Origin of the sequence: Robertmurraya sp. FSL W8-0741, assembly GCF_038004005.1 — a bacterium.
GTDB classification, from domain to species: domain Bacteria; phylum Bacillota; class Bacilli; order Bacillales; family Cytobacillaceae; genus Robertmurraya; species Robertmurraya siralis.
In genome coordinates this window covers 2,163,959-2,185,030 of the sequence record NZ_JBBOQG010000001.1, presented here as the reverse complement: position 1 = coordinate 2,185,030, position 21,072 = coordinate 2,163,959, and the positions used below count along the sequence as shown (strand labels likewise).

At 37.8% G+C, this 21,072-nt stretch carries 19 protein-coding genes and 1 riboswitch; of the genes, 3 read left to right on the top strand and 16 right to left on the bottom strand.

Annotation, left to right across the window (positions count from 1 at the left end; all coding sequences use genetic code 11):
- Nucleotides 1–24: 24 nt before the first annotated feature.
- The gene (locus NST02_RS10540; RefSeq protein WP_095306582.1) at nucleotides 25–273 is read left to right on the top strand and encodes a ferredoxin; all 249 of its coding nucleotides are present in this window, start codon (nucleotides 25–27) and stop codon (nucleotides 271–273) included.
- Nucleotides 274–846: 573 nt separating this feature from the next.
- On the opposite strand, the gene NST02_RS10535 is transcribed toward NST02_RS10540, so the two are convergent.
- Nucleotides 847–1,425, bottom strand: a complete 579-nt coding sequence (locus NST02_RS10535; RefSeq protein ID WP_095306599.1) for an ECF transporter S component — start codon at nucleotides 1,423–1,425, stop codon at nucleotides 847–849.
- A 352-nt stretch (nucleotides 1,426–1,777) separates the two neighbouring features.
- Nucleotides 1,778–1,960, bottom strand: a riboswitch (FMN riboswitch).
- A gap of 184 nt (nucleotides 1,961–2,144) precedes the next feature.
- Here NST02_RS10535 and NST02_RS10530 point away from each other — a divergent pair.
- Both NST02_RS10530 and serA read left to right on the top strand, forming a co-directional pair.
- The gene (locus tag NST02_RS10530; RefSeq protein WP_095306600.1) at nucleotides 2,145–3,077 is read left to right on the top strand and encodes a manganese-dependent inorganic pyrophosphatase; all 933 of its coding nucleotides are present in this window, start codon (nucleotides 2,145–2,147) and stop codon (nucleotides 3,075–3,077) included.
- 169 nt (nucleotides 3,078–3,246) lie between these two features.
- The gene (gene serA, locus NST02_RS10525) at nucleotides 3,247–4,821 is read left to right on the top strand and encodes a phosphoglycerate dehydrogenase (RefSeq protein ID WP_340948949.1); all 1,575 of its coding nucleotides are present in this window, start codon (nucleotides 3,247–3,249) and stop codon (nucleotides 4,819–4,821) included.
- Between the two features lie 44 nt (nucleotides 4,822–4,865).
- Here serA and NST02_RS10520 read toward each other — a convergent pair whose 3' ends face one another.
- The 15 genes from NST02_RS10520 to NST02_RS10450 all read right to left on the bottom strand — a co-directional run bounded on the left by NST02_RS10520 (nucleotide 4,866) and on the right by NST02_RS10450 (nucleotide 20,988).
- Nucleotides 4,866–5,888 (bottom strand): M23 family metallopeptidase, encoded by a 1,023-nt coding sequence (locus NST02_RS10520; protein WP_137743219.1) that lies wholly within the window; start codon nucleotides 5,886–5,888, stop codon nucleotides 4,866–4,868.
- Nucleotides 5,889–6,429: 541 nt separating this feature from the next.
- Entirely contained in the window at nucleotides 6,430–7,659 is a 1,230-nt protein-coding gene (locus NST02_RS10515; protein ID WP_340948947.1) for a GerMN domain-containing protein, read from the bottom strand.
- Complete coding sequence (gene sigX, locus NST02_RS10510; protein WP_095306604.1) at nucleotides 7,634–8,185, bottom strand: RNA polymerase sigma factor SigX; 552 nt, start codon at nucleotides 8,183–8,185, stop codon at nucleotides 7,634–7,636. Before sigX ends, NST02_RS10515 begins: the two co-directional genes overlap by 26 nt.
- Nucleotides 8,186–8,732: 547 nt before the next feature.
- Complete coding sequence (locus tag NST02_RS10505; RefSeq protein ID WP_095306605.1) at nucleotides 8,733–10,505, bottom strand: ATP-binding protein; 1,773 nt, start codon at nucleotides 10,503–10,505, stop codon at nucleotides 8,733–8,735.
- Nucleotides 10,502–11,218 carry a response regulator transcription factor gene (locus NST02_RS10500; RefSeq protein ID WP_095306606.1) on the bottom strand — a complete coding sequence of 239 codons (717 nt, stop codon included), beginning with the start codon at nucleotides 11,216–11,218 and terminating at the stop codon, nucleotides 10,502–10,504. The genes NST02_RS10505 and NST02_RS10500 overlap by 4 nt, the downstream gene beginning before the upstream one ends.
- A 222-nt stretch (nucleotides 11,219–11,440) precedes the next feature.
- Nucleotides 11,441–12,628: a c-type cytochrome biogenesis protein CcsB gene (ccsB, locus tag NST02_RS10495; protein ID WP_137743217.1), complete on the bottom strand. Its 1,188-nt coding sequence runs from the start codon at nucleotides 12,626–12,628 to the stop codon at nucleotides 11,441–11,443.
- Nucleotides 12,629–12,660: 32 nt separating this feature from the next.
- Nucleotides 12,661–14,316, bottom strand: coding sequence for a cytochrome c biogenesis protein ResB (gene resB, locus NST02_RS10490; protein WP_137743216.1), 1,656 nt, complete (start codon nucleotides 14,314–14,316; stop codon nucleotides 12,661–12,663).
- A gap of 19 nt (nucleotides 14,317–14,335) precedes the next feature.
- Complete coding sequence (resA, locus tag NST02_RS10485) at nucleotides 14,336–14,863, bottom strand: thiol-disulfide oxidoreductase ResA (RefSeq protein ID WP_212933227.1); 528 nt, start codon at nucleotides 14,861–14,863, stop codon at nucleotides 14,336–14,338.
- A 175-nt stretch (nucleotides 14,864–15,038) separates the two neighbouring features.
- On the bottom strand, nucleotides 15,039–15,767 hold the full coding sequence (gene rluB / locus NST02_RS10480) for a 23S rRNA pseudouridine(2605) synthase RluB (protein ID WP_095306718.1): 729 nt from the start codon (nucleotides 15,765–15,767) through the stop codon (nucleotides 15,039–15,041).
- Nucleotides 15,768–16,146: 379 nt separating this feature from the next.
- Complete coding sequence (locus NST02_RS10475) at nucleotides 16,147–16,680, bottom strand: spore maturation protein (protein WP_095306610.1); 534 nt, start codon at nucleotides 16,678–16,680, stop codon at nucleotides 16,147–16,149.
- 7 nt (nucleotides 16,681–16,687) lie between these two features.
- Nucleotides 16,688–17,275 carry a nucleoside recognition domain-containing protein gene (locus tag NST02_RS10470; RefSeq protein WP_095306611.1) on the bottom strand — a complete coding sequence of 196 codons (588 nt, stop codon included), beginning with the start codon at nucleotides 17,273–17,275 and terminating at the stop codon, nucleotides 16,688–16,690.
- Entirely contained in the window at nucleotides 17,268–18,410 is a 1,143-nt protein-coding gene (locus tag NST02_RS10465; RefSeq protein ID WP_445678166.1) for a D-alanyl-D-alanine carboxypeptidase family protein, read from the bottom strand. The genes NST02_RS10470 and NST02_RS10465 overlap by 8 nt, the downstream gene beginning before the upstream one ends.
- 200 nt (nucleotides 18,411–18,610) lie before the next feature.
- A complete protein-coding gene (locus NST02_RS10460) occupies nucleotides 18,611–19,507 on the bottom strand; it encodes a superoxide dismutase (RefSeq protein WP_095306613.1) in 897 nt (298 codons plus the stop codon).
- A 485-nt stretch (nucleotides 19,508–19,992) separates the two neighbouring features.
- Nucleotides 19,993–20,481, bottom strand: coding sequence for a YpuI family protein (locus NST02_RS10455; protein WP_095306614.1), 489 nt, complete (start codon nucleotides 20,479–20,481; stop codon nucleotides 19,993–19,995).
- An 87-nt stretch (nucleotides 20,482–20,568) separates the two neighbouring features.
- Nucleotides 20,569–20,988: a hypothetical protein gene (locus NST02_RS10450; protein ID WP_095306615.1), complete on the bottom strand. Its 420-nt coding sequence runs from the start codon at nucleotides 20,986–20,988 to the stop codon at nucleotides 20,569–20,571.
- Nucleotides 20,989–21,072: the final 84 nt, after the last annotated feature.

Here is a 21,072-nt window from a genome sequence, read left to right as displayed (position 1 = left end):
TTTAATTCATTGGGAGGTTTTTACATGGCAAAATATACAATTGTTGACAAAGAAACATGCATTGCATGTGGGGCTTGCGGAGCTGCTGCGCCAGATATTTACGATTATGATGATGAGGGTATCGCATTTGTAACGCTTGATGATAACGAAGGAATTGTTGAAATTCCAGATGTTTTAATAGACGATATGATGGATGCTTTTGAAGGCTGTCCAACTGATTCCATTAAAGTTGCAGACGAACCATTTGATGGAGATCCATTAAAGTTTGAATAGAAGTAAAGCAGCGCAGGAGCTTACTCGTCGTCGTTACTAGCTAGAAGGGACTGTCTTTCCGATATAGGAAGCCTGAATAGCGACAGCTGTTCTTGATTGACTAATCGTAGGCAGTGAATGTCTAAAGTTTGTTAGGCTTTGGCTACTTGCGCCAGTTATAGATACACGTTTCGAAAGGGTGCTCTTCAACTAAGCACTCGATAATTTCCGAATCAAAAGAACGGATTGTCAACAAAAGGTAGTGAGAAGCCCTTCTCGCTACCTTTTGTCATTTTTTTGTTTCGGAATGGTGGGAAAAAGGCTGATTTCCGCTTTTCGGGGGCGGGCGGTGAGCCTCCTCGTCGCTGAAGCTCCCGTGAGGTCTCATCAGTCCCAGCTAAATCCCCCAGAAGTCAAGTGCCGCCCGCGAAAAAGCGGCCACCCCGAGTGGAAATCTAACCACATGGATATTCTATCTATATTTAAAATAAAATAGGCCGTAGGCAAACTCGAAATCTCGAGTTTGCCTACGGCCTGAAACTCCTCTCACAAAAAGAGAGGACTTTTTCTTTTAGAGACATTTGTTATTCCTATTTATATTCGATATGCTCTCTGTTTTCCAATCCAAGTGTTCATTCTAGTGAAGAGAAGCATAAAGACGATTGATATTAAAATCCCTTTAACAATATTGAACGGAAGTATACCGGCGACAATCATTTGCCTTGTTTCCTCACCGGACATGGCCGGGAACCCCATAAACATTGTATAAGCTGGAAGGATAATAAAATAATTTAAGACGCTCATGACAACAGCCATCAATATCGTTCCAACAATTAATGCGTAGGTCATACCTTTTTTCGTTTTTAATTTTTCATAAATATAGTATGTTGGAATGACGAACAGAACTCCTGCCACGAAATTCGAAAAATGACCTACAGGAATACCTGTGTCACTGCTTGTCAAAATATAATCCAACACATTTTTAAATAATTCAACCAGTACCCCAGCAACTGGTCCAAAAATTAATGCAGCGATTAAAGCAGGAATATCACTAAAATCGACCATTAGAAATTTTGGAAAAGGTGGTAATGGGAAGTTTAGAAGCATCAGAACAAATCCAATACTGCTTAACATTCCGATTGAAACTAAAACTTTGATGTCGTACTTCTTCATTTTCCTCTCTCCTTTTAAGGATCCATCTCTCCTAAAGAAGAAAGGTTCAGCCTTACTAAGCTATGCCCATTGATAAGGAACAGCAAGATGCTCACAACCTAGTTGAATCCATTTCTCAATAAATAAAGTGAAAAAACGCACAACCAATTCATTCTACTGGATGATAAAATGCAGTTTTTTCATCGAACAATGGATTAATGCTCGATTTTATCACATTATTTCGAAATGGCCAGATGTTTTAAATCCTGAATATTCCCTCCAAAAACAAACTCCCCCAAGTTTTTACTTGAGGGAGAATAAAACGGCACGCTTAATAAACATTCAAACTAGCAAATTTGAACGCTTGCAGAACCTCCATCTTCTCCCATCCAGACTATACTGTCGGCTTTGGAATTGCACCAAATCCTGCCAAAGCATTTCGTTAAGCTCAAGAAGAAACTTCTTAAATTCACTTATGCTTATGATTGGCTCGCGGGCTCAGAGACTAACACTCATTACCGCCGGTCGGGAATTACACCCTGCCCCGAAGATAGACCAATATTTAATTACACCATTATTATAGCGTACTGAAGCGACTTTGTGAAGAAGTTAACCTTATGCTCGATATTTTTTGTTATTTTCATCGATTTTATGGTAAATTATAATAGTAATTTCATAAAAAGATAGGCATTTTATCGCCTCAGAAAAAACCATAAACATTTATATAGAAGGAGATAAAAATGGATAAAATACTTATTTTCGGTCACAAAAATCCAGATACGGATACCATTTGCTCAAGCATTGCATATTCTTATTTAAAAAATCAACTTGGTTTGAATACCGAGCCTATCCGCTTAGGTGAGATTAACGGAGAAACTGAGTTCGCTCTAAAAACATTTGAGCAAAAAGTGCCACGATTTGTTCAAGCCGTATCAGCAGAAGCTAGCAATGTGATTTTAGTTGACCATAACGAGCGCCAACAAAGTGCAGATGACATTAATGATGTTCGTGTTTTAGAAGTTATTGATCACCACAGAATAGCTAATTTCGAAACTAGTGAACCGCTCTACTATCGAGCTGAACCGGTCGGCTGTACGGCGACGATTCTTAAGAAACTGTTTAAAGAAAATAATGTAGAAATTGAAAAAAATATAGCCGGGCTAATGCTTTCGGCAATCATTTCCGATTCTTTGTTATTTAAGTCGCCTACATGCACGAATGAGGACATTCAAGCTGCGCAGGAACTGGCTCAAATAGCAGGTGTAGATCCGCAAAAATATGGTTTAGACATGCTTAAAGCTGGTGCTGATTTAAGCAAAAAGTCAGTTGAACAGCTGATCTCCCTTGATGCAAAAGAGTTCCAAATGGGGAATAGCAAAGTTGAAGTTGCTCAGGTTAATACTGTGGATATCGAAGATGTTCTCTCTAGACAAACCGAAATTGAATCGGCTCTGGAAGCTGTCATCACTGATAAGGAGTTAGACTTATTTGTCTTTGTCATCACAGACATATTAAATAGTGATTCTACCGCTATTGCTCTTGGTCGCTCAGCTGATGCTGTCGAAGAGGCTTACGGTGTGAAATTGGAGAATCATACCGCCTTATTAAAAGGGGTTGTATCCCGTAAAAAACAAATTGTCCCTGTTTTAACGGATGTGTTTAACAAAAGATAAATAACATAAAAAAGAGTCGTAGGTGCTAATGCCTACGATTTTTACTAATTTATGACACCACTTTCAAGAAAGCGTTTTCTTCAGATAACGAACATTAATTCTACATTGACATATTAATATTCGTTTTGTAAAATAATCAGAAAATTGATAATTAGTAGGAGATGTTCAAATGTATCGAGTTTTAGTAGCCGATGCGATTAATGCAGAAGGCTTGCAGCCATTATTAGATTATGCTGATGCTCAAGTAATTGAAAAAAAAGTAACAGACACAGAAGTTAATTTGAAGGAAATTGATGCCATTCTTGTAAGAAGTGCGACGAAGGTAACCGAAGAGCTCCTTGAAAAAATGCCTCAATTAAAAATTATTGCACGAGCGGGAGTCGGAGTTGATAATATAGATGTTAACGCTGCTACAAAGCGAGGGATTATTGTTGTCAACGCACCAGATGGAAATACTATTTCAACCGCAGAGCATACGTTTGCAATGATGGCTTCTCTATTGCGCAATATTCCTCAGGCGCACGCATCTGTTAAAAATTTGGAATGGAAAAGAAATGCATTCGTTGGAAACGAACTTCATGGGAAGGCATTGGGAATTGTTGGATTAGGCAGAATTGGAGCAGAAATAGCAAAACGCGCGAAAGTATTTGGAATGACAGTCCTTGTTTTTGATCCGTTTCTAACAAAAGAAAGAGCAACTAGTCTCAATGTACAGAGCTGTAGTCTTGATGAAGTCCTTGAACAGGCAGATATCATCACTGTCCACACCCCTCTTACTAAAGAAACGAAAGGCCTGATTAATGAAACCGCAATGAAAAAAACAAAAAAAGGTGTCTATTTTCTTAATTGCGCCCGCGGTGGCATTATCGATGAGCAAGCATTAGCTGTCTATATCGGAAACGGCCATGTTGCTGGTGCAGCCTTAGATGTTTTTGAAGAGGAGCCACCAGGAGAACATCCACTCTTGAAATTTGATAATGTCATTGTGACACCACATTTAGGCGCTTCTACGAAAGAAGCCCAATTAAACGTAGCCACACAAGTCGCTAAAGAAGTAAGAACCTATTTTGAAGATCGTCCAGTTACAAACTCCATTAATCTTCCAGCGATGTCCAAGGATATTTATGAAAAAATTCGACCGTTTCACCATTTATCAAAGCAGCTTGGCTCGATCTTATCACAATGTGTAAAAGAAGGTATCGATGAGTTATCTATCAATTACTCAGGTAGCGTTACTGAACTCGAAACCTCCTATTTAACAAAAGCTCTAATATCTGGTTTCTTCAAAAACCGTATAGACGTACATGTCAATGAAGTAAATGCCCTGCTCACCGCAAAGGAGCGAGGCATTACAGTTGGAGAGAAAATTTCAACCAATTCGTTTGGTTATGCAAATTGTATTACTGTTACAGCCAAAGTAGAGAATAGACAATTTTCATTAAGAGGGACTTATATTGATCATTATGGGCCGCGAATCGTTCATATGAATGATTTTAATATTGATTTCCATCCCGAAGGAAATTTATTATACATTCAACATATGGATCGACCTGGTGTCATTGGCCGCGTCGGTAAAATATTAGGTGATCACGCTATCAATATTGCAACTATGCAAGTGGGTCGAAAAGAAATAGGCGGAGAAGCTATTATGGTGCTGTCCTTTGACAAACCACTGGACTCGACTGCTCTCCAATTACTATCTGAACTAGACGATATCGTCTTAATGAATCAAATTACTCTCTAATCTTATTAATGTTTATCGATCGGAGGAAAAACTCCTCCGATTGTTTATTGCTGCTTAATCGTTAAAATTTGCTGTGGCTGTATTATTTCGCTGCTTAAATGATTGATTTCCATCAGCTCTTCAACTGATAAATTAGCTTCTTCTGCGATACTAGTTAATGAATCCCCGGGTTTAACAATATATTGTTCTTCAGAGAGATCTTCAATAATTAATTTTTGTTCTGGAAGGATTACGTCATTTGCTAATTGGTTCGATTCCATAATCGTAACAACGGACGAATCGTATTTTTCGGCTAATTCCCATAAAGTATCTCCACTTTGAACGATGTGAATAATATCCTTGGTTGCCTCCTCTTCACTTTCTTTGTTACTCGCACTTTCTACCTCATCCTTTAAATCTTTTTCCTCACTAACTAATAATTGATAATCGTCAGTAGGTAGATATTTTGCTATATTTTCTTTAAAAGCTACACCTGCTTCCTCTACATCGCTCGTGTCCTCCATCACTCCTGCAACCTGAACATGATCTTTTTGCTGTACCATTGCTTGAACTGTTTCTCCTATACCCACGTCCCCAAGAATGACTACAGGGTTGAGCGAGTTCTCTTTATTAACAGTCCATTCCTTTTTATGTATTTCGAAATGTAAATGTACTCCAGAAGAACGACCCGTACTGCCCATTTCTCCAATTATATCTCCTTGTTTAACACTCTGACCTTCGTTTACTTTTCGTTTACTAAGATGGGCATAAACGGTTTCAAAATTATTTGGGTGTTTTACAAATACGACATGACCATATGAACTTGAATAATAGGATCTGCTAACAGTTCCTTCATCTACTACATAAATCGGTGTTCCTAATCCTCCAGCTATATCAATCCCTTTATGATGTCCACTCCGTGTTCCATATGTATCGGTTACAATCCCATCTGCCGGCCACATCCAATGTGACGCTGCTTCCTCTATATCAATTGTCTCTGCTTGAATATTTTTTCCTCCTATAAATAACAGGCTTATAAAAAACGCCATAATCCCAGCAATTAACAAACGCTTTGCAAAGTCTCTCATTAGAATCCTCCTTAATTTGAGCTTTTCCCTACACGATATGACAGCTTGTACGTTGTTAGAACTACTAATTAAGCGGAGTAAAATGAAAAACCTGTCAAATCCTCTCCTCGCTTTGTAAAATTTCTTTTTAGAAAGACATTTGTTATTATTTGGATAGTTTTCGTTTTTTTATACAAAAAATTATTGATTTACGGCTTAATTACAACAAAAGGTTGTCCAAAGACTGTTTCTTCAAAACTAAGTTAATCTTTTTAGCAGGCACAAAGTATACAAGCTTGCATACACCAAATCATAGTGACAGATTAACGCATCTAATGTAAAAGGTCCGTTTAATATCTCAGTTCCAGTCTACTTGAACAATGTTTATCCAAAGAAAAACAAGTGGGCCATTAGCCCACTTGTTAAATTTAGCAGGGCACTTTCAAATAGTACCCGACCCCACTTATCAATTTGTCATTTTCGGCGCAAGACAGACATTTTCAGCCAAAATAATGAGAAGTCTTAACGGAACGGAGGCAAAAAGACCAGCCTTCTAGAAATCTCAATTTAACAATTCCCTTTTATTAGGAGCAATCGGCACATTCATTTCCTCATTAAAGACAAATTTTCCGATTTTATCAAGCTTACTATACTCAATTTTTACTTTGTTATAATTAAACTCTTTCGCTGTTAGTAAAATTGCTTCAATTGTCTGAAGGATTGTTCTTGTGCTAGTCATATCAGATTCTTCATTTAGCTGTAGGGTTAACATCCCCTTCTCCCCGTGTATTTCTTCTATATCAATATCTTGAGGGATCGACGCACTTAACTGATGAGTATCAACATTTTCCTTCATCGCATTTAAGGCCGATTCAATATTAGTAAATGATTCCCCATACGGAACTAAATAAGGGACTTCTGGATTCACATTTGAATAGTAAAAATAGTAAGCATAATTTCCATCATCTGAAAGATTTAATCCAGAGAGTTCTCCTTCATTGCCCAATTCAATTCCTGGTTGATTATCTGTATATAATTCAATTCCCTTTAACCCTAAAGATTTCGCAGTTTTCTTAATAACAGATGTAAAAGCGATTTCGTTTGCAGAACCTTGATAAGTTTGACCACTTGGAACATTTACCTTTAAAATATTATCATTGATGACCGATAGTTCTACATTTTTTAATGGGAACGTCTCCGCAAGTCCCCATTCCTTTTCATGCAACTTTGCCATTGTCTCTGTGTACTGCTCAAAAAGAGACTTCCCCTTCTCCTTTTGTATGAGCACAGTTATAGGTACGATAATTTGATTCTGCTCATCTGGTATCGCAAAAGTAAGCGCATTTTCTTCCGCACCATCTACATCTTCAGCATATACGGCTGTGTACTCTTGATTAAGGTCAATAGTTGAAGAAGTCACTCTTTCTTCAGCAGCGTCATCACTAGTAGGGGTATCCTGATTTTCCTCAACAGCATTTTCATAGGCAATACCTGCACCCTCATCTTTGATTATATTCATCTCTGATCGTTCAGCTTGCTCAGTCGCATTTCCACTCTCCGCTGATTGCTCAGAGGAAGAATTTTCACCTAAAAGGTTGGGAGAAAGTACTGCTATTATTAAAACCACTGCAGCAGTAGCAACAGAAGGGATGATCCAGGAGCGTTGCTTTTTCTTACTCAATCTAAGCGAAATGTTTTGATATATATCACGAGGATCGCGATTGTCTTCAATCTTTGGCATTTCCCGTAGTAATTTCTCAAGCTGTTCATCGCTCCACTCTGATTTTCTCACTTGTTGTCCCCTCCTTTGCCATTCTTTCTTCCATTTCTTTTTTCAATACTTTTAAGGCACGATGTTGAGTTGTTTTAACCTTGCTTTCTGTCCAACCTAAAGCTTCTGCTGTTTCAATAATGGTCAATTCTTGAATATAACGCAATATGATAACCATCCTTTGATCAACTGTACAATGGTCTAAACATTGATATATCAATGAAATTTCCTCATTTTGCAGAGCAATTTCTTCAGGGATCGGACTATCATCTTTAATCTGGCCTGTAGTCCAATCAAACTTTTCAGCAATTTTCTGTCGCCAGCCTTTTTGCTTTCGGAAATAATCAATTGCTACATTTCTGGCAATTGAAAACAGCCATGTTTTTTCACTACTCTTCCCCTCAAAGCGGTCGTACGATTTTAGTACTCTTATATATACTTCTTGAACAAGATCTTCAGCTTGTTCCCTATTTTTCACCATATAAAAAATAAATTGAAAAACGTCATGATGATATTTTGAATACAGCTCATCAAAAACGGAGTCCATTGGTTTCCCTCCCCGTTCAACCAATTAGTCGTTATATTATCCACAAAAGTTACACTCATATTGTCGAAATTTTTGTATCTATGATTGTCCAAATTATTTATGTCGAACACCCAAGGACACTTCCAAAATTTCTCTTCTTTAAAGAAATACACTAATATCACTAATATAGTATTTTTCAATAAAAAAAGGAAGAAGTTTTGTAAAACTCCTCCCTTTTTTTAAAAGATGGTGATGAGCTATGATTCCATATATTTCTGTTCAATTACTTGCCTTCGCTCTTCGTATCTCCTTTATCTCAGTCGCCGTCCTTCCAGTTTGTACGGAGATGAGCAAGCCGCTTCCGCTTTTCTTTGTCCAGCTTCAGCGGCTATCTCCTAGCAAACTTCAGCCCACCTCCCTACGATAAGTCAAACTCGATTCGCTTTCGCTCATCGGTTTTCCTTTATCTCAGTCGCTGTCCTTCCAGTTTGTACGGAGATGAGCAAGCCGCTTCCGCTTTTCGATGTTCCTTGTGTATCAAGATGAGTCGGCAGTTTTCTTGTTGTTCTTATAAATTTCGAGGGATGAAAAAGGAAAATGTCGTTCCATGTCCATCTTTACTATGAACGGAAATATGTCCTTTATGACTCTCAACAATATTTTTGGCGATAGCAAGTCCTAACCCTGTTCCAGAACGGCCTCTTGTCCTTGCTTTGTCCCCTTTATAAAAGCGCTCAAAAACAAAGGGAAGGTCCTCTTCGAGAATGCCTTTGCCAGAATTAAATACTTCAATATGAAGCCCCTTCTCTTCCATTTTTCCCGAAACAACAATGATGCCATTATCTTCTGTATGTCTGATCGCATTATCAATTAAATTAGTCAAAACCTGTTCAATTCGATCTCCATCAAAATAATAAGTGGTCTCTAAATTATGGAAATCGCCTTTTAAATGAATTCCCTTTTCCTTCGCCAACCCATGGAACTTTCGAATAATTCGTTCCATATAGGGTTTCACTTCTATTAAACTAATATCAAGCTGTATGTGTCCTGCCTCCATTCGAGCAAGATCCAGTAATTCATTTACAAGACGGCCCATTCTTAATGATTCATCATAAATTACTCTTGCCATTTCCATCTTTTCCTCTTCAGATTCCGCAATTCCATCAACAATCGCTTCACTGTAGCCTTGCATCATCGAAATCGGCGTCCGCAATTCATGAGAAACGTTGGCAATAAAATCTTGACGCAGTTTATCGAGTTGACGTTCCTCGGTCATATCGCGAACGACTGCGACAGCACCACGAATGAAAGTATTATTATATAAAGGACTTACAATAATGACCCAAAACCTTCCTTGAACAGAGATTTCACCGACTTGTTCTTGTTCAGTATTAACCGCAAGCTTGAAAAGTTCCATCACTTCATAAGGAACTTCTTCCGCACTTCTTGATTTTCCATCCTGCTCAAAGTACCAATCCTGCAAAAACCTTTCAGCAGGAGGGTTCGTAATCAAAATTGTACCGTCACGATTAAATGTAATAACTCCATCGACCATACTGCTAAGGATGCTGGAAAGCTGCTCCTTTTCTTGACTGAGAGCATTAAGATTAAATTTTAACTGCCTTCCCATTTGATTAAAAGCAGTTGCTAACTCCCCGATTTCATCATTTGTTAAAATCGGTACCTTTGTGTCAAACTTTCCTCTTGCAATTTCGAAAGCTGCCTCCTTCATTTTTCGCAGAGGAGCATTAATTCTTGTTGCTAAGAAAAATGCAAAAATGGTTGTCAAAATAATAGCCACTCCAGCAGCAAGTAAAATAAATTTTTTTGTTGAATTGGATGTCTCTTCCATCACCGTTAAAGATTGCATGATAAAAACCGCACCCTGATCTTTACCTATCATGTTGATCGGTGTACCGATGATTAATAAGCGTGAATCCTCATCATAATTTGCCACTGGGTAATTGGCCATTTTTTTAACTGTCTTGCTTTCAGTAAAAACATTCATTAACTCAGGATCTGTTAAAAAGTAAGTCACTGGTAATCCGAAGTTTTCATCCATCGTAGGCGAAGAAAACGACTCTTGTTCATCAAAAATAATCATCGCCTCTGTCTTATCATCGAGAAGCTCCCAAGCCAATTGAAGTCCGATACTTTCATCCTGTTCTTCCAAAAAATGCGAAATACGTGTAGCTGTTTTTTGAAGGTTGCTCTCCGTCTCATTAATATGATAGTTTTCAAAGAATTCTAGCAGCATCACTGTTAAAATAAACAGGACAAATATAACAAGAAAAAGAATGGTAAACCAGAGCTTACCAACAACACTGCGCCAAAACATCATTCATTGACAACCTCAAACTTATAACCTACACCCCAAACTGTCACAATCATACTGGCAGCGTCCTCTGAAACTTTATTCAGCTTTTCACGTAATCGTTTAACATGCGTATCAACCGTTCGCAAATCTCCGAAGAATTCATAATGCCATACTTCCTTTAAGAGCTGTTCCCGATCAAATACTTTATCTGGAGACTTTGCCAAGAAATAAAGAAGTTCATATTCCTTGGGTGTTAGACTAACTTCTTTGCCTTCTGCCAATACTCGATGAGCATCATTATCAATTGTCAGACTAGGAAAAACAATGACATCTTTTGTTGTTGTTTCCGTTTGTAAATACGACGTACTTGATGACCTCCTTAGCAAAGCTTTCACGCGGAGTACTACCTCACGAGGGCTGAATGGCTTTACAATATAATCATCTGTACCCACTTCAAACCCTTGGACACGATTCACTTCTTCTCCTTTGGCAGTGAGCATAATAACTGGAGTAGCTTTCTTTTCTCTTAACTCTCGGCATACCTCAATTCCATCTTTTCCCGGCATCATTAAATCGAGCAAAATCACATCATAATCATTGGCAATCGCTTTTGCTAATGCCTCATTGCCGTCTTCAGCTTCATCAATTAAATAATCTTCTCTTTCTAAATACATTTTTAAAAGACGTCTAATTCTTTCTTCATCATCGACAACTAAAATTCTTACTTCTTTATCCATAATCGCTCCCCCTAACATATCAATTTTTAATACTTCCATTACAAATTCTAAAAAAGTGTTACGGACTTATCCTTCATTATAAACGATTGACTAAAAGTTAGACACTAATGTATATATGTTAAAACACAAGCCCAGCCTTGATTAAAAGCGCTCACATCTTGTTTTGAAAAATGCCTCCACAAAAAGTGAAGGCAATATATAAATTTCTAATAACCTTATTTCTTAACCAGCATAGGAGTGTAGCCCAGCAATGACTAAGTTAACGGCAATTAAATTAAACATGATGATCGCAAAACCAATAACAGCTAACCATGCAGATTTTTCACCATGCCAACCTTTGGCTAAACGAAGATGTAAGAAAGCCGCGTAAAATAGCCATGTGATCAACGCCCAGACTTCTTTCGGATCCCAGCCCCAGAAACGGGTCCAAGCGATTTGCGCCCAAATCATCGCAAATACTAAGCCACCTAAAGTAAACACCGGGAAGCCAATCAAAACTGAACGATAGCTAATTTCATCGACTAAATCAAGTTTAATGTTCTTCGTTAACGGCTGGAGGGCAGCTCCAATTCTTTTTCTCAGAATCAGTCTAATTAAAACATACAAGCCCAGTCCTACCACCAATGACCAAACTACGGTATTTAATTTTTTGGCATTTATAATACCAGGCACTTGAACCCATGGCTCGAAAGTTCCATCTTCAATTACCTTCCATTCGTTAGGTCCAATTACTGCCGGCATGCTATATTCTATTTGGTTTTCAGAACCATTTTTATCGATATAGCTGTAGGAAGCTTTGTAGTCTGTAATAGCAAAAGTAGACGTAACGGCAATAAATCCAACGACTGATACAATTGAGTACATAATCACTTCTAGCCAAAAAGTACTTTTGCTACGTTTTGTATGATCAATTGCTTTAACTAAATAAATAAGTGCAGCACCAAAGCTTACTGCGAGTATGGCTTCTCCTAGTGCAACAGTTGAAACGTGGATTTGGAGCCAATGACTCTGCAATGCTGGTATTAAAGGTGAAATCTCTCTTGGGAACATGCTTGCATATGCAATGATTAAAAGCGCAATCGGTAAAACAAACATTCCTAGAATCGATGTTTTATAAATAAAGTATATTAAAATAAATGAAGCAACTAAACACATTCCAAAGAACGTCGTATATTCGAATAGATTGCTTAATGGAGCATGTCCTGCTACAATCCATCTCGTGATGAAGAAGCCTAATTGCGCTATGAAGCCAATAATGGTAATAACAATTCCTATTTTGGCCCACTTATCAAATGACTTCTTTTCTTCAGCCAATCCTTTTTTTTGCCTAATAGCTCCTCCAAAAAAAGGAATGGCTACTAAGTATAAAATAAATGCTATTAATAGAAGGTTTGAACTTAAATTAGCCAACCTACTTCCTCCTTACTTTTTTGCATATTTCGCTACTCATGATTCCTATTTTTTATTTCGGAATCTTGGTTTTCTTTTTCTTGAAGCTGATCCAACGGTTCATCTATCCCTGTACCCTCTAATATTGTACTAATTTCTCGCTTAAGTCCATGCCAATTTTTATTGGTATGGGCAGCTACCCAAATTTCGTCGTTATTTCTTCTTAACCAAATTCTTCGATGATTCCAATATGAGCCTTGGGCAACCCCGATCATAAAGATAAAACCGCCGAGAGCAAATAGCCAGAGTGTTAAATCCTTGCGGACCGTTAAACCAGTAACATCATTTGTTTCAATTCCTGAGAAGCGAAGTTGGTATTCGTTATCGCCGAAAGGCTCAAGGTTTTGTTGGATGGCTACAAAACTGATTTCGCCTTCTGGCTTTTCTGGTGAGAACATTTTAAACACAAAGGCCGGATTATTCGGAATACGTGATTTCGTAGTCGGTTCTCCACTTTCGTTAAATTCAAAGTCTGGGAAATAGCTCATCACTTCCACCGAGTAACCATCGCCAAGGTCATACTTCGTTTGTGGATCATTTAATTCAATGGTAAGCTCTCCAAATTCCTCCTTGCTTTTTTTGTTTATCATCGTAAAGGTCATTGTCGATAACTCACCTAATCTATATTCTGTTTGATAAAGAGCATAGCCATCAAATTTCAAAGGCTCATTCACACGAATATTGTATTCTTTAATCTGTTCTAATTTAGCTTCTTCACCTGGAAGAGAATCGTCTGCTTTTTTATAAAGAATGACATCTGATTGGAAATTTTTCGGAACCATCCCCGCATTTTCAATTGCATCACTGAATGCTTCATTGTCTTTTTCCTTATCGTACACTTCAAGTGTAAATTCCTTATTCTCCAGATAATACTCCCCGTTTGTTTCAGGGATTACCTTCGTTTCTCCTTCCCTAATCCAGAGCATATCATCAATGTACATGCCAGGAACGAAGCGCAGTATTCCACCTAAAAGAAAAATAATTAATCCACAATGGTTGACATACGGACCCCAACGGGAGAAACGTCCTTTTTCCGCTAAAATATTCCCGTCTTCCTCACGTATTTTGTAGCGCTTCATCGCTAGATTTTCTTTTGCTTTTTCGAAAGAAGCGTCTATGTTCTCAGAAGCAGAGGTCGTAAACAAGCGCTGACGTTTTAAAAAGCTTTCATGTCGAGTCACTCGTTGCTTCTTTAATGCCCGATAAAGCGGAACTACTCGATCGATGCTGCAAATAACGAGGGAAACACCGATAGAAGCGATTAAAACTAAATACCACCATGAACTGTATAAATTATGAAAGCCAAGGTCATAATATAGCTTTCCAAGCCAGCCATACTGGTCTTCATAATATTCAGCCGCTGTCATGATAGTAGGAATATACATCTCTTGAGGAAATATCGTACCCAATGCCGATGCAATTAGCGTAATAACAATCAACCATACTCCTACCTTAACAGAAGAGAAGAAATTCCAAATTTTATCGACGATGGTTTTATTGTAAGTTTGAGAACGACGTGCACTTCCCTCATATCGCATATCGTGAAGCTTTCCCTGTGCTTTTTCTTCAATTAATGTTAACCCACATGATTCACAAAGCACCGTACCGTGTGGATTAACATGGCCACACTCACATTTAACTTCCTTCATTATAAAAACTCCTCGTACCCTATGGTTTAATCTCTTTGATCATATCTATAACTACTTGTTCGTTAATAATCTCACCTTCATGGACATTGACGACGTTTCCATCCGGAGCAATAAGGAAGGTAATGGGCAAATTACCAATTCCATAAACGGTTTGTACCTCTTGCTTTTTGTCATTTAATATTGGAAATGTTAAATCATGCTTTTTTATAAATTCATTAACGACTACGTCCGATTCACCGATATTGACAGCTAAAATTTGTACATCCTCTTCTTTGTTTTCCTGGTACTGTTTATCCATATAAGGCATTTCTCTTTCACAAGGCTTACACCATGTAGCCCAAAAATTTAAGAGAACTCCTTTTCCTTCATAATCAGATAAGCGATGTTGTTCCCCATTCATATCAGTCAGAACGAAATCCGGTGCTTTTTTACCTACAGCTACTTTCTTAACATCATCTTTCGTAAAATTAGCGTACAGAGTATAGACAACAGCAGCCCCTAAAACTAGCAATATCATGGTTCGAATGAATAAACGCTGCTTTTTCATATGTATTCTCCCCTCCGAGTAACAAGCTAAATGAACACAAGTTGAAATAATTATAACATTTTTCAACATATTGACCGTGGTATCTTTGCCAATATGTGTGACACTTCTATGAATTTTTCCTTGTCATAAGTGAAATAATTCACACCATTTATCTTAAAAATATGTTATGGAAAACCTACTTTTCCGTTGCTGTTGATATGGACCGCAGTTGTTTCACCTCATGTGGAGTCAGTTCTCTCATGTCTCCTACACTTAATCCCTGTAACGTTAAAAAGCCATATTTTTCCCGTTTCAATTTCATGACCGGATGCCCAATCGCTTCGAACATCCTCCTCACTTGACGGTTTCTTCCTTCATGTATGGTTAACTCAATAATCGATGTTTGTTTTTTCTTATCGATACTAATAACCTTTGCCTTAGCTGGAGCTGTTTTCCCGTCCTCAAGCCGCACTCCTCTTTCAAGACCTCTGACTTTTTCCCGTGAAGGAATGCCCTTTATTTTTGCCACATATACTTTTTCAATTTCATTTTTAGGATGCATAAGTAAGTTTGCAAACTCTCCATCATTCGTTAATAAAAGAAGACCCGTCGTATCATAATCTAATCGTCCAATCGGGTACACTCTTTGTTTTATGTCCGGCAAGAAATCTGTGACAACCTTTCGACCTTTATCATCTTTAACACTTGAGATGACACCTCTTGGTTTATAAAACAAGAAGTATATTGGCTCCTCTCTTTCCACCGGGATTCCGTTTACTTCAACCTTATCTGTCGAAGATACTTTAATCCCTAATTCTTTCACTACTTTTCCATTTACTTTAACTTGTCCATCTATTATGAGCTGTTCCGCTTTTCTCCTTGAAGCAAAACCAGCGTGGGCTATTACCTTCTGTAATCTTTCCATTTCCGCCACCTCAATTTGTTGTTGTCTTTTCATCTTCCTTCTGAATTATGACATAAGTCACGTTATTTTCAAAGTAAACCTTATTGAGATAAGGGTGAGATTTTCTCGAAAAAATGGTGTCCAAATAAGCAGAACCGAGTTTTCAATAGCCCTTTTGAATCGGCATCAATTGCAGAAGATTAACGGGGTTTCTTTTAGAATAACTATAAAGTAAAAAAGCAAGTGAGGAAAAATGAACTTTTTTTTCCTCACTTGCTTTTTTGGATTGGAGCATATTCAGTTTCTATTATCGTAATTCGGGTATGTTTTGCTAAAAGCGCTTCACTTGTTGCTTCCTACTCATTTTCATGGAAAGCTGTTTTTAGAAATCGCTGTTCTTTTATCCTCCAAATACTAGTGTGACGACAACGATAGCTGCAATAATTCCAACTAAGTCAGCCAATAACCCTACTTTAAGGGAATCACCCATTTTTTTAATCCCCACTGCTCCAAAGTAAACAGTTAACACATAAAATGTCGTATCTGTACTTCCTTGAATGGTTGCTGCAAGCCGCCCGATAAATGAGTCTGGACCATGTGTTGCCATAATATCGCTTGTCATACCAAGAGCAGCCGTCCCTGAAATCGGGCGAATGATTGCTAAAGGTACAATATCTGCTGGAATACCGAACGCCTCAAGTCCTGGACGTATATAGCCCATTAGGAAATCTAAAGCGCCGGATGCGCGAAACACAGAGATTGCCACTAACATTCCCACGAGAAAAGGAATAATAGAGACAGCAATTTTGACCCCTTCCTTTCCACCTTCGACAAAGCTCTCATATGTTGGAACCCGTTTGAAAGTTCCATACATTAATATAAATGCGATTAAAACTGGAATAAACCATAAGGAAATTACAGATACAATACCCATTTATCATTCATCCTTTACGACTTCTTCGATAGTAAAAGAACCGATCAATCAATATTGCCCCTATTGTTGAACAAATGGTAGCAACAAGGGTTGTCCCTACAATATCTGTTGGATTTGCTGAATTATAATTCATTCGGATTGCAATTACCGTAGTCGGAATTAATGTAAGACTCGATGTGTTAATCGCTAAAAAAGTAATCATGGAGCGGCTTGCTTCATTTGATCCACCATTTAATTTGCGCATTTCCTCCATTGCTTTAATCCCCAGCGGAGTGGCAGCATTCCCTAATCCAAACATATTAGCCATCATATTGGAAAGAATATAGCCCATAGCAGGGTGATCATTTGGAATTTCTGGAAAAAGCCTTTTGACAAGAGGGCGAAAGAGCTTTGCCAATATTTTTAGCATCCCTGCATCTTCAGCAATCCTCATCATTCCTAACCAAAATACTAAAATGCTTATTAATCCAATACACAAGGTCACCGCTTCTTTTGCCCCTGAAAACACCGCTTCATTGACCTCATTCATAGTGCCATTGAAGATAGCGAAGACCACACCGAATACCGTCATAAAAACCCAAATCAAATTAACCATTGTTGTTCACACCGATCATGGCAGTAAATAAATTTTTGAATCGTTCAAATAATGATAGCTGCTCACTATCATCAATCTCATAATATATGGGAAGCTCTTTGATCAATTTGTTGTCAAAAGTGATGGTTGCCTTACCTACGACGGTTGGAATATTCCTCGCTTCCTCCCATTCCTGCTTTGGTGTTTGCAACTTCATGTCGACTTGAAATTTTCCCTTTTCTTCTGATGTGACCGGATAACGATAATCATGTTCAAAATAAACTTTTTGTTTGTAGAAATCCTCATCAATTTCTGCGATTATTCCTGCTTCAATTACTTTCACCATTTCATATTTTTTAAAAGCCATCTCAAACATGCCAATATGATCATTCCAATCATCCGGTCCATTCAATGTCACAGCGATTAAATTCATATTGTCCTTCATGGCGGTGCTTACTAAAGTTCTCTTTGCCAGTTTCGTATAGCCCGTTTTTCCACCGGTTGAGTAATTATAAAGACCAGTTAGTAAGCGATTTTTATTGCGCCAAACTCTGTCCCATTTTTCGGTAGGATTTGGGGCATGATGTACTTCAGTTCCAGATATTTTTTTGTATGTATCATTTTCCATTGCATATCTTGTTAAAATCGCCATATCATAAGCAGTTGAATAATGGCTATCCGAATCATCAAGCCCATGAGGATTGGCAAAATGCGAATTTGCCATCCCAATCTCCCTTGCCTTTTCGTTCATTAAAAAGACAAACCCTTCTAGACTTCCCCCTACATGCTCAGCGATAGCAACAGCCGCATCATTGCCTGATCGAAGCATCAAACCATATACTAAATCCTCCAACTTAACTTTTTCATTTTTTTTCAAAAACAAAGAAGAGCCTTCGGTTCCTTCTGCCCTTTCACTGATCGTTACCATGTCCTCAAGCTTTCCAGATTCAATCGCTAAAATGGCTGTCATAATCTTCGTAATACTAGCGATTCTTCGCTTTTCATGAGCACTTTTTTCAAATAAGACTCTTCCGGATTCCTGCTCCATCAAGATCGCATTTCTGGCACTGACCGAAACAGAAGCTTCTGCCGTCTGAGGAATATTTGTTAGTAAGAGAAAAAAAATCAAAGTAAAGATGATAAGCTTCCACTTCATGTTCATTATGCATGACCTCGCACTATTTGTTTGTACAAGTTTATGCGGGACAAGATGTGATATGACTAAAAACTACAGGAGAAAAAAATTTAATGACACTTATTTCAGATTTTTGTGTTTTTATGGCGCGGAAGTGGAAAGCTCCTCCTTGTAGTAGGGCCTTTTAGTTTATCTATTAACATTAAGGTTGTGAGCCATTATTAAGATGGTTTCCACATTAATTGCTTTGCCTTTAAAAATCTCTGTTCAACATCATTCCAATTGACAATCTCCCACCAGTTATTGACATAGTCGGCACGTTCATTTTTATATTGTAAATAGTAGGCATGCTCCCAAACATCTAATACCAATAAAGGAATCGTGTCCCACTGAGTTAACAGCATATGCAGCTCTGATTGTAGGATTTCGAGATGTCTAGCCCTTGGTGACCATACGAGAAGGGCCCAACCAACTCCTTCAACCGCTTTCGCAGCCTCAGTAAAATGCTTCTTGAAGGCTTCAAAACTCCCAAAATACCTTTCTATTTCTTTTAGCAACTTACCCGAAGGTCTTCCTCCACCATTTGGACTCATATTATTCCAAAATATCGTGTGTAAGTTATGGCCAGAACCGTGAAAAGCTAGCTCCCTTGACCAATGCTTAACAAGAGAAAAATCCCCCCTTTTCCTCGCCTCTTTTAATTTCCTCTCAGCCCTATTCAAACCGTCAACATAGGCTTGATGGTGTTTTGTATGATGAAGCCTCATAATTTCTTCTGAAATAACTGGTTCAAGGGCATCATACGCATAAGGCAAAGGTGGCAATTCATGTTTGCCAGCTTCCACAAAAGGCTCATTCATGTAAATTGTACCGAGTGCTTGCCGCTTAATAAAATAATCCTCCATATCATCGTGGAGCTCCTCGACCCTTGATTGAAGTGTTAGCAATTGCTCATTCGTTAACTGTCCCGGCTGTTGCATACATTCCATCACTTCTGCTAAATCATCCAACTTTGTCCACATTTCATCATCTCGATCAACTTGCTCAGTTTGCATAAATTTTTTCATTTCTTCATTCCATTCCATAACCTCTTTGACATACTCTTCAAATCTCCCCATTGTTCACCCTCATTTCTTTTCTTTATCAAAACATATCAGAACTATTCCATATTCTTTCATATCGTATGATTAGGCGATTTTTTATGTGAATTAAAATAGCTCATCCTAAACCAAAAACAAAGGGAGGTTCCGATATGAACAAACAGTCACTAAAGCATAAAAAAATATTTAAACAAGCGGCAACTAAAAAAATTAAAAATCTTGATAAAGCAAAACAGCCGGTTCTTTTAAGCCATTAAGCTCGTTCGGACTGTTCCCAACAAGGGTTTATCAATGGAATTTTTCAATCCAGCACATTTCTCTCGATAAACTAGTGGTAACATCTCACTTGATTTAGCTGAGGGGGATCTAAACGGATTGGGTTAAATGTAAGTACCCGAATGATATCCATTGCAACAAAAGTCGCTCAATTTTTGAACAAAAAAAAGCCGTACTCAACATGTTTTATCAACATTTGATACAGCTTGTTTGGAGAATCAGATTATTCATTTAGATTGAATCATTTTCGTCCGGTAGTCCGTTTCATAGTATTCGAGTTCTTCTCGTATACTTTGGAAGCTTCCCTCTAATCCTTTTAATAAGTTAACAACCGTTTCTGGAACTTTTTCTTGAAACTTTATCGAATTGCGGCCAGTGTATGCTGCACGACTGTCTTCAAACCACGCATCAGTTTTCGGCTGAAAAAACTCCTCCACGCATTGATGATAAATGCGGTAAAGTGTTTTTTCTGCGGCACCCTTGGGGAAAGTATCAGTTTGCAGGATAACTACACAAGCTTCCAAACCTTCTTCACAATATACTAAAAGTTTACGAACATTAGACAAAATTGTTCTATAGTACGCCTCATTTCCCCGCTCTTCCTCCATTAGAGAATTCAAGGTAGTTTGATTTAAAAAATCCTCGAGCGTATTAACCGTCGTTACTAGAAAATCTCTTACATCCTCAAGTTGTGATTTGACCATTGTATTTGCCAATTCATACACCCCTATGAATAAATTAGACAGCTTTCGTTGTCTTCACGGAAGAAAAATAAAGTAAATGTTTATTAGTGATAATAGATGTTACTGAGGTTGGACAATAAACTCCACTGGAGAGCGAATTTCAAAACCTTTCCCATTTTCCAACTCTGTAAAAATGGTTGCTAATTTTTCAAAATCCAACTCTTTAAATAATGATGAAAATTCAGCCTTTGAATTAATATAGACCCGCTTACGACTACGAAATTCAGGATTTTTAATAAGAAAAGCTAGTGCAACAATATCTTTGAATTGAACAGATCTGCTTCCAGCTTCAAAAATGGGTTCTTCTTGATATGGTGTAAATTCCGAAATAAACTCATCAAAATATCGTAAATACAAAACTTGGAACGTTCTCTCGATCCCTGTATCTTTAAATGTTACTTCACTTTTATTAAAAAAATCCTCTGAAGTATTTGATTTTGTTTTTTCTAATTCATACCCTTTACATTCCGTAATAAACATGTAACCATCCTCTGTTCTTTAAAAATTATTAACGCTTGATGATCGTGTTCATTATTTTCTTTTTATAATTCATCATTTTAAAGT

Excerpts from the sequence above, each read along its gene's own strand:
- serA (WP_340948949.1), top strand. The coding sequence starts at position 3,247 with ATGTATCGAGTTTTAGTAGCCGATGCGATTAATGCAGAAGGCTTGCAG.
- NST02_RS10470 (WP_095306611.1), bottom strand. The coding sequence starts at position 17,275 with ATGGTTAATTTGATTTGGGTTTTTATGACGGTATTCGGTGTGGTCTTC.
- NST02_RS10505 (WP_095306605.1), bottom strand. The coding sequence starts at position 10,505 with ATGATGTTTTGGCGCAGTGTTGTTGGTAAGCTCTGGTTTACCATTCTT.
- resA (WP_212933227.1), bottom strand. The coding sequence starts at position 14,863 with ATGAAAAAGCAGCGTTTATTCATTCGAACCATGATATTGCTAGTTTTA.
- NST02_RS10520 (WP_137743219.1), bottom strand. The coding sequence starts at position 5,888 with ATGAGAGACTTTGCAAAGCGTTTGTTAATTGCTGGGATTATGGCGTTT.
- NST02_RS10460 (WP_095306613.1), bottom strand. The coding sequence starts at position 19,507 with ATGGGGAGATTTGAAGAGTATGTCAAAGAGGTTATGGAATGGAATGAA.
- NST02_RS10500 (WP_095306606.1), bottom strand. The coding sequence starts at position 11,218 with ATGGATAAAGAAGTAAGAATTTTAGTTGTCGATGATGAAGAAAGAATT.
- NST02_RS10475 (WP_095306610.1), bottom strand. The coding sequence starts at position 16,680 with ATGGGTATTGTATCTGTAATTTCCTTATGGTTTATTCCAGTTTTAATC.
- sigX (WP_095306604.1), bottom strand. The coding sequence starts at position 8,185 with ATGGACTCCGTTTTTGATGAGCTGTATTCAAAATATCATCATGACGTT.
- NST02_RS10465 (WP_445678166.1), bottom strand. The coding sequence starts at position 18,410 with ATGAAGTGGAAGCTTATCATCTTTACTTTGATTTTTTTTCTCTTACTA.
- NST02_RS10530 (WP_095306600.1), top strand. The coding sequence starts at position 2,145 with ATGGATAAAATACTTATTTTCGGTCACAAAAATCCAGATACGGATACC.
- resB (WP_137743216.1), bottom strand. The coding sequence starts at position 14,316 with ATGAAGGAAGTTAAATGTGAGTGTGGCCATGTTAATCCACACGGTACG.
- rluB (WP_095306718.1), bottom strand. The coding sequence starts at position 15,767 with ATGGAAAGATTACAGAAGGTAATAGCCCACGCTGGTTTTGCTTCAAGG.
- NST02_RS10540 (WP_095306582.1), top strand. The coding sequence starts at position 25 with ATGGCAAAATATACAATTGTTGACAAAGAAACATGCATTGCATGTGGG.
- NST02_RS10450 (WP_095306615.1), bottom strand. The coding sequence starts at position 20,988 with ATGTTTATTACGGAATGTAAAGGGTATGAATTAGAAAAAACAAAATCA.
- NST02_RS10535 (WP_095306599.1), bottom strand. The coding sequence starts at position 1,425 with ATGAAGAAGTACGACATCAAAGTTTTAGTTTCAATCGGAATGTTAAGC.